The 14,904-nt window shown below is 37.9% G+C and carries 4 protein-coding genes; all 4 read right to left on the bottom strand.

What is annotated here, in order from left to right; all coding sequences use genetic code 11:
- Positions 1-68: 68 nt before the first annotated feature.
- Positions 69-8,738, bottom strand: a complete 8,670-nt coding sequence (locus CLU83_RS07900) for a LamG-like jellyroll fold domain-containing protein (protein ID WP_100431099.1) — start codon at positions 8,736-8,738, stop codon at positions 69-71.
- Positions 8,739-9,426: 688 nt separating this feature from the next.
- A complete protein-coding gene (locus tag CLU83_RS07895; protein ID WP_100431098.1) occupies positions 9,427-10,860 on the bottom strand; it encodes a glycosyl hydrolase family 28 protein in 1,434 nt (477 codons plus the stop codon).
- A gap of 36 nt (positions 10,861-10,896) precedes the next feature.
- Positions 10,897-13,191, bottom strand: a complete 2,295-nt coding sequence (locus tag CLU83_RS07890) for a heparinase II/III family protein (RefSeq protein WP_198512270.1) — start codon at positions 13,189-13,191, stop codon at positions 10,897-10,899.
- 24 nt (positions 13,192-13,215) lie between these two features.
- Positions 13,216-14,838, bottom strand: coding sequence for a hypothetical protein (locus CLU83_RS07885; RefSeq protein ID WP_100431096.1), 1,623 nt, complete (start codon positions 14,836-14,838; stop codon positions 13,216-13,218).
- Between the last annotated feature and the right edge of the window lie 66 nt (positions 14,839-14,904).

Below are 14,904 nucleotides of genomic sequence, written 5' to 3'. Positions count from 1 at the left end.
CGTAATAGAAAAAAAAGCCAGCTCAAGTTTTCACAAGAGCTGGTTTATTGTTTTCAGAAAAGAATCCGTTATTCTTTGATGATCTTTTTCACGGTAATTTCATTACCATTTTTGATGTTCAAGAAATACATTCCGGTAGGCAATTTATCCAAAGACACCACTTCTAAAGTACTGGTCAAAGTTTGGGACTGCAATTTCATTCCTAATGAATTGTATAGTTCAAGTGTAGCACCGCTACGGACTTCACTTACTTTTACATTCAATAGGCTGGTAACAGGATTAGGATAAACTGTTACATCTTTAGCAGTATTTTGATTTTCTGTATTCGAGGTTTTACCATTGTTTTTGCTTTCTATTCTAGCCGAAGCTGTGCAAGAACCTAGTTTGTCACCGTGATCCAAATGCGATTGAACCGAATTGGGACTTACACAAATTTCTTTATTATTATGACAAACCATAACTTTATCATTAGAGTTGCCACACTGTACATTTATCGTTTTTATCACGATAGAAGCCGTTGTTTGACAACCTTTAGTATCAGTTACTATCACAGTATATGTTCCTACAGCTGATACCGAGATGGTTTGCGCTGTTTGGTTTGTACTCCATAAATAAGTGTAAGGAGCTGTTCCTCCAGCGGGAGTCGCTGTAATGCTAAGAAATGATGGTCCATAACCAATATAGATGGTGTTTTTCTCATCTACAGCAGCGTTAAGGGCATACACATTTGGAATCGTTGCTGTCAATTGAAACGCATTGGTATCGTCACAATCCGTATGGTTAGTTACACCACAGGCTGCAAGAGTATTTGAACCTAATCCATCTCCATCGTTATCAGCATATAAAATTTTGCTGTCATCACAATCAGTGTTGTTGGTAGCATAACCTTGAGGAGCAACTGATGCGCATAACATTGCTGTTGCAGTTGACCCGAATCCATCCTTATCGGCATCTACATAATATTGAATTGGCTGATGAACAGTCGCATCGCTATCATCACAATCAGTGTTGTTGGTAGCATAACCTTGAGGAGCAACTGATGCGCACAACATTGCTGTTGCGGTCGATCCAAATCCATCCTTGTCGGTATCTACATAATATTGAATTGGCTGATGAACAGTCGCATCGCTATCATTACAATCGGTATTGTTAATAGCATAACCTTCAGGAGCAATTGATGAACACAACATTGTTGTTGTAGTTGATCCGAATCCATCCTTGTCAGCATCTATATAATATTGGATTGGTTCATGAACAGTCGCATCGCTATCATTACAATCGGTATTGTTAATAGCATAACCTTCAGGAGCAATTGATGAACACAACATTGCTGTTGTAGTCGATCCAAATCCATCCTTGTCTGCATCTACATAATATTGAATTGGCTGATGAACAGTCGCATCGCTATCATTACAATCGGTATTGTTGGTAGCATAACCTTCAGGAGCAATTGATGAACACAACATTGCTGTTGTAGTCGATCCGAATCCATCCTTGTCAGCATCTACATAATATTGGATTGGCTGATGAACAGTCGCATCGCTATCATTACAATCGGTATTGTTGGTAGCATAACCTTCAGGAGCAATTGATGAACACAACATTGCTGTTGTAGTCGATCCGAATCCATCCTTGTCAGCATCTACATAATATTGGATTGGTTCATGAACAGTCGCATCGCTATCATTACAATCGGTATTGTTGATAGCATAACCTTCAGGTGCTTCGTTTACCGGGAATAAAGCGGTAGTTGTTGAACCAAAACCATCTTTATCTGCATCTAAATAATACTCTTTATTAACAGTTAACTGTTGTGTTACTGAAGTCGCAGCATTGTAGATGTCATTACCCACTTGTGAAGCAGTGATTACAGCAGAACCTGCACCTGTAATATGAATTTTGTTGTCCACAATTGTTGCTACAGCGGTATTTGAACTGCTATATGTTACAGGAAGTCCTGAAGATGTAGTCGCTCCAGCATCAAAATCAGCATCGCTGATAGATTTAGCTCCAATTGAAGCAAAACTAATAGTTTGTTCTTTTTTTACTACCGTTAAAACTTGCGTATGGGTTGGTGCAGCATTGTAATCTGTATTTCCTGCCTGCGTAGCGGTAATAGTTGAGGTTCCAGGAGCAACAATATGCAGCTTTCCGTCTACTATACTTGCTACAGCTGTATTTGAACTGGTATAACTAACAGCCAGTCCTGAAGTTGCTGTTGCAGGAGAAAAATCAGGAGTACCCATCTCTTTTTGAGCAACAGTACTTAGAGCTATAGTTTGACTTGATTTAGCACTTTCGGCAATCTCAGAGGCACTTAAAGCTTTGTTGTAAATTTTAAATTCATCAATTGAGCCTTTAAACATTGGATCAGGCCATTGAGATTTACCCAAATAGTTTTGATTTGTACTGCCTATCGTTGAAGGTTTTATAGTGATACCGGTATTCGTTGCCACTAAAGTTCCATTAATATATATACGACAGGTATTTCCTGACTGGGTAACTGCAAAGTGTGTCCAAGTGTTAAGGGGAGTGGCAAAATTATAGGTAATACCCTGTTCTGAGCCTCCGTTTTTAATAGCATAACGAATCGAACCTGCACTTCCCGTTTGAACGGATAAAAACATATATTTTGATGTTCCTGTTCCGAAGTCAAAAACGCGCATCCAGTTAGCCAAAGCATCCATTTTTACCCATGATGATATGGTAAAATCATTTAGTGTACTTACAATTCCAGTTGGCAACGTAGCATAAGCATTGGCTGTTCCATCCAGTTTAAGTGCCTGACTGTATTTACTTGTAGCTCTAGTAGCTGTGGATGCCAATGTTCCATGGTTAGCTCCCCAGTTGTCAATAGCACGAGTTCCACTTTGTTCATCAAATTTCAGGTAAGTAATTTGTCCTGTATTAGGAGTTGCCACCACTTCGGTGCTGGAAGAATTTTCTGTAGTGCCATCAACAGAAGAAACTACATAGTAATAAATGGTACCATTACTAATCGAAGTATCAGTATATTTTGTACTGGCAGTATTTCCGATAATAGTATAAGGTCCACCAGATGTAGTAGCACGTTTGATGTTATAGCTAAAATTCTGAATAGGATCCCATTCGATGATATTTTTAGCATCACCAGATGCCACAATAACATTGCTTACTACATTGTTTTGTACTGTTAAAGTTATTGTTTGCGAACCTGTATTGCTACCGTTAGTCGCAGTTAAGGTTACAGTAAAAACACCGAATTGTGTAGGAGTGCCTGATATTATCCCTGTAACGCTGTCAACAGTTAAACCAGTAGGTAAGCCTGTTGCAGTAAAATTGCTTAATGCTTTGTTACTAATGGTATAAGTAAATGGTTTACTAATCAAAGCAGTGAGTTGTGTGTCGTTTGTAAGAACAACCGTCAAAACTTTTGCTTGTGATGGTGCTGGCCAGTATACGCTATTTCCTGCCTGTGAAGCAGTAATAGTTGCAGTTCCGGTAGAAACAATATGGACTTTGCCATTTACAATGGTTGCCACAGCTTCGTTTGAACTGGTATAAGTTACAGGAAGACCTGAAGAAGTGGTAGCAGAAGGGTCAAAATCATCGTCACCCATTACTTTTTGGGCAATTGGATTTAGGGTTAGAGTTTGACTTGAATAACTTCCAGCAATCTCTGCTGTACTTAATGCTCTACTGTATATCTTGAACTCATCAATAGCACCTTTAAACATTGGGTCAGGCCATTGAGATTTACCCAGATAGTTTTGATTAGTGCTTCCCAAGTCTGACGGTTTAATAGTTACAGCAGTATTAGTTGCAACTAACGCTCCGTTAATGTACATGCTACAAGTGCTTCCAGATTGGGTAATTGCAAAGTGAGTCCAGGTTTTAAGAGGAGTAGTATAATTATAAGTCATCCCTTGTTCTGTCCCACCGTTTTTAATTGCAAAACGTACCTGACCTGATGCTCCTGCCTGTGCGGATAAAAACATGTACTTAGATGTTCCGGTTCCAAAGTCAAAAACACGCATCCAGTTAGCCAACTCATCCATATTTACCCATGCTGTTATTGAATAGTCAGCTAAAGTGCTCACAATTCCAGTAGGTAAGCTAGCATAAGAACTGGCAGTTCCGTCCAGTTTAAGGGCTTGTCCGTTTCTACCCTCACTGCGATTTGCTGTGGTGTTTAATGTACCATGATTGGCGCCCCAGTTATCAATACTGCGTGTTCCACTTAATTCATCAAATTTAAGGTAAGTAACTTGTCCGATATTTGGAGTTGCTTTTACTTCAGTACTGTTAGGATTTTCTCCCGTACTGTCAATAGAAGACACTACATAGTAATAAGCAGTTCCATTACTGACCGTTGTATCAGTATATTTTGTTCCGGCAACAGTTCCGACGATCGTATAAGGACCACCTGAAGTAGCAGAGCGTTTAACATTGTAGCTGAGATCTTGAATAGGTTCCCATTCAATAATGTTTTTAGAGTCACCTGATGCCACTATAACATTGTTTACTACAATATCTTGTACTGTCAAAGTTAAAATTTGAGTACCTGTTGTACTGCTGTTGGAAGCTGTTAATCCAATAGGAAAAATACCATATTCTGTTGGTAATCCAGATATTACACCCGTAGTGATGTCAATGCTTAAACCAGCAGGCAATCCAGTAGCATTAAAGCTGGTCGGGGATTTGATACCTGTAATAGTATAAGTAAATGGTTTGTTTAGCAACGTAGTTTCTGTTGCTGAACTAGTAATAACAACTGGTAGGGTACGGTCGTCTAATAACTGTACATCATTACCTGTTCCCCCTTTATAGGTGATGCGTAGATTATAACCTCCTATGTTAAGTAAGGCCATTTCCGGTAAATCCTTAAAGGTTCCTGTTATAGCCGCTGTCCCTGTATTATCGATAAGCATATATGCTGTTCCCGATGGTAGTATATTTCCAATACTGCTTATGGTTAATTTAGGACTGTTAAGTAAGTTTACACTAGTTGCATTGATTTTGTCTCCTATGGCAGTATCCAGATTAATTTCTCCTTTATAAGTGGCATCTGCATTTAGGGTAAGTGCTCCTATAGTAAGCGTACCTATTCCTAGATATCCTGGTTCAAGGATAGCACCTGATCCTGATCCAGTTCCAATGGTGGCTGGAGCTGTACTTTTTCCTGATCCGGCAAATATTCCTTCTTCTACAATTACAGGGCTGACAAAAGCACCTGAGGTTGGGTTATTTGCCAAAAGGAATCTTCCTTTTTTAACTGTGGTGGTACCAGAGTAGGCATGATTCCCAGCAAAAGCCAAGTCGCCAGTCCCCACTTTTTCTACATTAAGAAAATTAGCAAAGGTTCCTGTAAAATAGCAATTGGTATTTAAAGCACCGATACTGATTACGGGAGAACCTCCTACGTTGTTACGCAGATAACCTCTTCCTGAAAGTCCTCCAAAATGCAGGGTGCCTGTTTGAAACTGAATGCTATGGCAGTCAACACCATTTGCATCTAGCAACCAATGTGCTTTGGCGCTTCCTGATTCCGGTACTTCAAAACGTACCCTTTGGTTACCACTACGCAGTTTCGATATAAATGTTCCTGTAAACCCGCTGTTATCTCCCAAAAGATGTAAACCGGCATAGGTATTTCCATCGTGTTCCAATGTACCGCTACCAATAAGCCTTCCTCTTAGGTTCAGCGCCCAACTGGTTTCATACATGTAGCTTTTTTTTCCCGAAGTTACTTCAATATCATTGTAAATGGTAGCATCTCCCGATTCAGAGTATAATGAACCTCCATTCATGATAATTTTTCCAGTTCCTAAAGGACCAGCAGTTGGCACGCTTTGAGTTCCCGTTCCGGTGCCAGCTATTCCAATTCCATTTTGTGGAGGCCAACCACCGGTAGTTCCGTTGATGGTTGTATCGCCCGAATAGGTATTAATCCCTGAGATAAACAGGAGTCTGCTTCCGGTTTTTAGAAGACTTCCCGTACCAGTGATACCTCCTGAAAGACTTATACCCTCTGTATTGGTATTTATATTTAATTGGTTGTTTAAAACCACTGGCGTAGTTATGGTTTGATAACTTGCAGAATTGTTGACAAGGTCGCTTTTCAAAGTGATACTGTTTCCTCCAATAGTATAGGCATTGGCATCAGAATCAAAAAGTATTCTGGAAATTTCCAGACCAGTCATGTCATTGGTTAAAGTACTTTCTGCTGAAGCGTTGAAAGTTATAATGGCAGGGTTTGTAGGTACTGCTTCTTCTACCCAGTTAGATGCCTGATTCCAGATTGCTGATGATGGGGTAGGACTCCAAGTAACGGCATTTGAACCAGCAACTCCGAAAGTTTCTGGCGAATTCCCACTTTCTTGGGTATTACCAACTGAAGAAATTACATAATAATAAGCATTTCCGTTAGTAAGATTGATGTCTGAGTAAGAGTTTGATGTAACGGAAGCAATAGTGGTATATGGGCCACCCATAGCTACGCTGCGCTTTACATTATAGGTTTTAGCTCCTGAAGCCGGTTCCCAGCTTAGATCTATTTGCTGGTCTTTGTTAACAATGACAGGTTTAGAAGGTACTGCCGGTGGAACTGATGCAAAAACCTCATTTGAAATTTCGCTTTCCAGTTCTCCAGCTAGTGCTGTCACTACATAATAATTGTTGAGTTCTGGCTCTGGCATTGCATCTACATAAGATGTACCGATTATGCCAGATTGTACAATAGTATATGGTCCACCAGCAGAAAGCGAACGTTTTACCGAATAACTGGTAGCGCCAGAGGGAGCTGTCCAAGAAAGACTGATTCGCGTAGAGTTAACAATGCTTGCCAGTAAACTCGATGGAGCTACAGGTGCCTCACTATTAATCACTTTCAGGATTAAAGTGGCTGTACCTGTTCCACTGGCATTGGCAGCAGTTATGGTAACTTCGTTTTGTCCTAACTCGGTAGCTGTACCGGAAATAACCCCTGTAGATGTATTGATACTTAATCCTGCCGGCAATCCGCTGGCATTATAAGAAGATGGATTAGCATTAGCAATGATGTTATAGCTAAAAGGCATACCAATGGTAGCTGTGGCCGTGGTAGCACTGCTGATCTCCGGAGATCCGGTTGCTGCGGTTTGACTAAATGCGACATTACTGAACGTGGCAGTATTCTGTACTGATGCATTATTTGAAATGGTATAAAATCCAGCATACAAATCAGTTGGGAAACCCGTTGCAGAATAGGCACAACCAAGATTGGTCCAATTAACACCATCCTGCGAATGATACGTAAATATCCTGGTACCCACACGCTCAATTTTTAACCACCAAGGTGCTTTGGGTTGGTAATGTCTACCAACACCGCCGGTAGCGTTAAGATAAATATCCCAAAAAGGGGAACCTGGCGCTAATGACTCGCGTAACATGACGCCGCAACCTCCGGTAGTGAGCGACATATTGTCTATTTTTACTACCAGACCGGCATCACCGCTAACTTTTTTAAAATTGAAACTGAAGGCAGTACTGGTAGAAGTTCCGGCACCTTTAAGCGTCCAGATTCCGTTATTGAACGAAGCGCTGCCTGCCAATCCGGTATTACCGATATCTATATTGGTTAGGCTGTTCACCGGTTGCACATGATCGGCAGGATAATATACAGGAGGTAAACTAACTGCGGTAGAAGTATCTGACGATTTTAGATATAAGAAATCACCTCCGGCACCACCCAAAGCAGCTCGCATCCTGTCGGTTTCAGGTGTTGGTATTCCCTTACGTACATTATAAGCGCTGTAAATAAGATTGGTCATATCGCCCACTCTTGCTCCAGGCTGAATTCCCCAGCCGGTCCAATAACTTGCATAACCTCCAAAGGGAACATAGGTCATTGTAGCTCCGTCAAAGGCATATTTATGATATAATTCACCGATAGCCAATACTCGATTGTCCAACTCGGAAAACATATCTACATTCTGCTTGTAGGCAACTTCTGCGCCCCAGGCCAGAGCTGCGGCCTGCACACGCCAGTGGTCGTCGCGGCCTGTATCTCCCACTTCGCCATTGGGTAGCGAGTTACGCATACCTCCACCTGCATCCATTCTGTAGACTTCCACCGCCTGATTAAATTTAGTGACATCATTACAAAAAACCGCTGCGCCCAGGGCTATTTTTAGCTGTATAGCACCTTTGTTCTGATCGCGTAATGGATAAGGTACAAAGGAAGTAGGGAATAACACCTGAGAAAAATACTTCTCTACATGTTCAGTATTTGCTTGGGTCCAGCCAGGATAAGTATAACGGAGTATTTCGGCACCAGTTGCCCAGTAATGGGCATAGTCTCCAATATCCAGCATGGATTCATTACCTCCCCAGCTGGTGTTTGTTACTGCCCAGGCATCAAGCATATCAGTAGCTTTTTGGGCATAAGCAGTATCGCCGGTAAACCACCACATAAATGCCAGGTTGTGTATGGCTTGCATATCACTCTTCCATTGGTCATTATTCAAGTTTGGAGCACGGCTCACCGAAGCAAAGGGACCCCGCATCCAATAGTCTAGTCTAGATCTTGAGTCATTTTTAAATGCATTGTAAGCCGAAAGCCAAGGTTCCTTGGTAATATTAACTTTCAATTGATCCAAATCGGACTGGGTGAAAGGGATACCCGGATGTACGAACGGTTGTTGTGCTGAAATCTGCTGGGTAAACCCGAGAATTAGTAACAAGGTTCCATACAGAAAGATGGAGTAAATGTTTTTCATTAATTTATTTTTTAGATTTGATTTTGGTATTTAATGCAATTGAACCATAATTATTTTTTATGTAAAAAGTTAGATTGTATTTTGTAGGTTCAGATGAATTTAACTTCTTGTCATTAACTTCAATTGTATTTTTTTAGATGCTTTTTAATATAACTAGTTAATAATGTGCTGTTTAACTTTTTTTATTTCGTCATAGGCAATTTTTTTATTAAAATTTATCGTTTTATTATTCAGTCATTTTATAATATGGTTTATTTAAAACGAATTCTGTTTTTTTAACTTATAAAGACTTATGTATCAATCTTGTCTTTAGTAATCAAACAAAATTATTGCTTTAAAACCATCTAACTGTTCTGAACCATGCTGATGTAATTGTATTTTTATTGTTTTTTAATAATAAAAAACACTTAAAATAATTTTAAATATAATTTATTATTAATTGTTTTAAATTGTTGAAAAAATAATGAAGTATGCTTACTGTGATTTAAGATGGTTTTGAATGCCTTTGTTTGGTCAGAATAGTAGCCAAAAGGCACAATGTTTTTTGTTAGGATAATAAATTTATGGGTTTCAATAATATAATTGATAAATCATAAATCAGTTCAAAAAAAAAAAACAGGAAATCGAGAAGATTTCCTGTTTTTAAATTAAAGGATTAACTAATCCTCATCATGTTATATTATAAATTTTATTTTACGCCATCGTTTAATGTTTTGTATACAAGACCTTCTATATATAAACCTTCGTAAAAATGGGCAAAATCAGATAGCTGCATATGGCGTTTGTTAATCGATTTATCTGAGATTTCCGTTCCATTAATTTTTAAGCCTTCGAATACAATATTTTTAATACCTCGTTCAGGAGAATAGCCTTCAATAATAGAAAGATTGGCATTTTTCCCGTTATAGCTCACATTTTTAAAAAATACATTTTCGATCCCACGACCGGGAGCTTTTGCATATTTTTTGTTATAAGTAACACGTAAATTGATCAATTGTCCCTGTTCGAAATCTTCAACACGGATATTTTCAAAATAGATGTTTCGGGCTAAATTTTCATCAGATACATTAATAGACATACAACCTTGGTAATTAATTTGAGGTTCATCATGGTTCAAAATATCAATATTGTTGAATTTTATATTTTCGATTACTTCAGATTGACCAGGCTCAGGATTTCCGTGAGTTCCAATTAAAATAGGATGGGCTACATCGGCCCAAAGCGTAGCATTTTGAACTGTTATATTTTTGCAATCGCCATAAAATTTCCAGCGGTGGCCATAAATAGCGATACAATCGTCAGAATTACGCATAAAAACGCCATCAATCAGTACATTGTTATTGGAAAACAAATCAATACCATCACCCCAACCTTTGGAACTGAAAGATCGAATGTTTTTAATGGTTAAATTGTTAGATTGACCACTGGATACCGTATAATGGTTTGGATTCAGAAAAACTAGATCTTCAATCTGCACTTGGTCTGAAAAATTTACTCCCACACCATCATCGGCTTTATAAATAATTCCACGGCCACAAATACGTACATTTTTAACGCTGTCACAATGAATAGAAGCATTCAAAATCGCTCCTCCTGCCAGATAGACAGTTTTGCCACTTGGTACATGCAATACATTGTCCTTGATTTTATGAAATCCTGGAGCAAAATAAATTACTGATTTGTCTTTGGGATTAGGGTTGTAGGTTTCGGGTGTATTTGTGAAAATTTGCAGATTGTGAAAAATATCTCCATTTACTTCTAAAGAAAGATTGCAAGGTTTCGAAAGTGAAAAACGAAGTGTGTTTCCTTCTATTGAGGGTTCAAAGCCGTATGATAGGGGACGAATTCGTGCTGAATGGACTGTTCCTCGATTGTAAGTAATGGCAAACTCTACCGTTCCTTTAAAGTCAAAATATACCATAGAACTTTTAGTCACATTATGCATATCGACTAAGGCTTCGTATTCGTATAAATCTTGCCATTGTCCTCCAGCAATTCTCACTTTTACAGTAAAATCATCATTATGAGGAATACTATCCGATACTGGGAAAGTAATTAATTTTTGGGCGTTTAAATTAAAATTGATAGTGATAAAAAGAAATATAAAGATTGTTTTTTTCATAAATAGGGTGTTATAACGAGAGGTTTTATAGATAAATTATTTTTTTATTACAAATTTTGAAAGTTTTGTTTCGGAATTATAATCTACATCAGTGGCTTTTCCATTAACGATTACAGCATTAGTATTTTCAGAAGCTAATGAAACGGTTGCTCCATCTTGTCCTTGAAATTGTAGCGTTGGTGATTTGGCATCAAAATCAACAATGGTAAAGAACTTAGAAAGTGCATGAATCAATGGTTTTCCTTCTTTGCGTAAATAACTTCCATCAGACATAAACAGACGTTTTATGTTTTTTGGATTACTACTGTCAGTCCCTTCAGGGAAAGTAAGTGCCATTAAGTAAGCATCGGTATCCCAACCGTTCATAATATTAAGACTATTGCGATGTTTAATTCGTCCGTCAGCTAAAAGGTTAAGATAAATTTCGGTTGTTTCTCCATTTTGTGTAATGCGGATGCCTAGAAAATCTTTTCCTTCAAATCGTTCAATTACAGGTAATTTATCTTTATTCTCATCACTTTTTAATGTAATAGCCGAAATAAATTTGGTACGATTGGTTTCTTGAAAATGGCTGATAGACCAATAGGGTTGTTTCACATCGGGTTCGTGATCTTTTAATCCTGATTTTTCTTCGAGACGCATTTTTTCTGGGAAGTCATGAGGTAAGCCACCGTCTGGGAAGGTTTCTGGATAAAGAGGACGAACTAATACTTCGGCATCGCCATCTTTGATCGATAAATCCAAGCCGTTGCGTTTTGAAACTCCGTTGTAATGCAATAACCATTCAAATTTTCCAGGTGTGTAAGATTCTAAATCATCTAATACGAGAATCACATCACCCACCCATAAAAAGTGACGGTAGTTGCGAGAAAACCATTGGGAAGTTGGGCCGCTAGCATCGGAAAAAATATACTTCATTTTGTCAGTTTCAAGCAAATTATAAAGGTGTCCTTCATTTTTTATTCCAAAATAAGGATCTTTTCTACTTTGGGCTTTTCCATCAAAAAGAGCGACATTGTGTGCTTCACTTTGGCAATAATATTCGGTGTATTCTGGTCTTCCGTAAGAAGAATTTCCAGAGTCAATGATTAAATATTTTCCTTTGTGGAATAAGATAAAAGAACCTGCATCGGCATGAGCATGGTTCCAAGAAAAGCCACTTTTTACACCTAACATGGTGGCATTGTCTTTCCATGAATCACGCAAAGTGGCCCAACCCAAATCGGAAAAAAGTTTTGATTCCGTTAAGTCTAGAGATTTGATGTTTGCATAATCGGTTAAATCAGGATTTAAAATTAAACCTTGTGGACTATCAAGTTCCATACCTTCTTTATCAGAGCCTTTCATGGTTTTTTGTAAATACCAAGCATATTTTTCTTTGTGGAGTCCTAAATTCCAAAGTAAAAGAACGCAAGCATTTCCATTTCGTTTCGTACTGCCATCTCCAAAGTTAACAGATAAAGGACCTTCGGTAGTATAATAAGTGGTATGAATGAAAAAATCAGCCATTTTTTCCAAAATCGATATTTCCGGTTGTTTTACTTCGGGTAAAACATTTTGAAAAGCATATCGAAAAAGTAAATATTGGGAAAAACCAAAATTAGCATAGTTAATGCTTTCATAAAAACCGCCATCTCGACCAAAAGTCATGGGTTTATTCTCTAACACATTTCCAGAATAATTAATCCATTCGGTTGCAGTTGCAGAAATTTCGTTCGCCCATTTTTTAGCATCAGGAATTTCATTTATTACAGCCAGTGCAGCAAATCCAGCCATATCCACACAGGCGCTCCACCAATTGTGTCCCATCGTATCAAAGGTGTGAATATTGGTTTCTGGATTAAGCCAGTCATCCATTGCGGGTTTGATTCCTAACTTGACAATACCTTGAGCAATTTGCATTCTTTCAGTGGAAGTTAAATAATTGTAGGCACAGTCAAAACCAATAGCCATGTAAAAACTTGTATGAGCCGTACCCAAACCGCCTTTCCAAGCAGGAGTGCGTTGAAGTAATTCTTTTCCTTCCCAGGTTTTTTGATTAATGGCATTTAGTAATGTTTTTTTAATTCTTTCAGCAAAACGTTTATCATTTGTCATGCGATAAGCTAATCCCAATTCTTGTAAATCGGGAGTTCCAGATTGTTCTTTTTTCAATAAGTCTTTTGCTTTTTGCAATTGATTTTTCCAAGCTTTTTGTACCTCTGGATCCTTTTTTATCTGTTCTTTCAAACGGGAAATATTGGTATCCGTATGCAATAAATAGTTGCGCTGTTGAGCAGCAACAGTATTATAAAAGAAGCAGATAATGAATAGAGATAGTATTTTTTTCATGTTTGTATTTTGCATTTAGAATAATTATTTGGACAGATAGAAACTTTGAACAACGGGTTCAGCTGATTGTATTTTAGGTTCAATGGATCGACCGTATTGCCAAGCAACTACAGTTACTTTTAAAGGAAATTTAGTTCGTTTAGGAATTTTTGTGATTACTAATTTACCATTTTTTATTTCAGCAGGGCCTTCTTGGATATAAAAATATATAGGTAATTGACTATTTGAGTGTGCTTTAAGGGTGATTTTTTTTGTTCCTGTTTTTTGATTCTCTATAGGTTCAAATGTTATTTTTTGTTGCATACCTTCTGTATTTCGCAAAGGGATACGCATATTGAATTGTTGAACGGTACTTTTGTAATTTCTGTCTCCAGCATGACTGGCCATAAGCCAAATATCTCCCGTCCTTTTTTCGTTATTAAGTCCCATTCTGTAAAAACGAATGGTAAAAGTGGTATCGTTGACTTTTTCGACGGGTCCGCAAATCCGCGTAATTATAGAATTTCCTTTTGCATGATCATTTGTAGTTTTAGTTCTTAAAGTATCTGTAAAAACTGATTTTAGATGGAAGCTGAGTCCATCCGTTTCTGGAGTAAATGAACCAACAATGCGAGCATGTGATTTTGGATTGAATGGGAGTAACTTTCCATTTTGAATAAATCCTAAATACTGTTCTTTTTTGCTTCTTTCTCTTGAATAAAACTGTTCAGTAGCTTTTGCCATTTCTTTGTCGAAATACCAAAAAGCCTCTTTTTTATCACCTTGATAGACATTGTATTGTGTTGCGGGAAAAGTTGGTTTTGTGTCTTTTTTCCATCTTTCTTTCAACCAACCTTCTTGTGGAACTATTGGTCTTAAACGAATAGGTTTGTCAAGAGGCATTTTTTGAGGTAAACGATTTTCAATTGCTTTTTTAATGAATAAATTAAGATAATCAATTAGTTTGTTTGAGATATCAAAATGACCATGTCCTGCATCACATAAAAAAGATATGGCGGAATTAGGAAAGCGTTGTTTGAAATCAAGAGCGGGTTGTACGCGTGCTTCCCACCATTCGTATTCTCCTTCTACCATTAAACCAGGAATACCATCAATGTTTTTAGTATTCCAATCGATGTTTTTTCCTCCATATCCTGTAAGCTTCGTTTGGGGAGCATCACCGTGTATTGAAATAATAGCTAAAGTTCGATCTGGATTTGATGCTGCAAAATTCCAAGGGTATGTAGCATAAGCGGAATGTCCAATTGGAATTGCTGGAACAAATTGAAGTTCTTTATAGCCTGATACTGAAGCTAAATCGGTCATCATAGTTTTAAACAATTTACCGGCATCCGTATTAGGGTCAAAGTTCATGCTGAATCCTGGACTAACCCAGACGATGGCAATGCCTAACTTAGCCATTGTTTTTCTAAATTGAGGATGGTCAAAAATTGTTTCCTCAGTCATATTGTGCTGACCTAAAACCACAGCGCGGACTTGTTTGCAATTTTCAGGAATCCATAAAAAGGCTTGAGGATGTCCTTTGGTTTCGTTTGAAATTATTTGAGTAATTGGAACTGACCACTGGTATTGGGCATTAGCAAAGTAACTCAATAGGAATACTGATAGAAAAGTAAAAAAGGATTTTGTTTTTAAATTTATTTTCATCTTCATTTTAAATTCGGGCTAGACTGCTTTTCTAATATATTCTGAATTTTAATTTTTTCGAACTAA

Source organism: Flavobacterium sp. 1, assembly GCF_002797935.1.
In the GTDB taxonomy this organism is placed as follows: domain Bacteria; phylum Bacteroidota; class Bacteroidia; order Flavobacteriales; family Flavobacteriaceae; genus Flavobacterium.
Note: the sequence above shows the minus strand (reverse complement) of the source record. Positions and strands in the feature narration are given on the sequence as shown.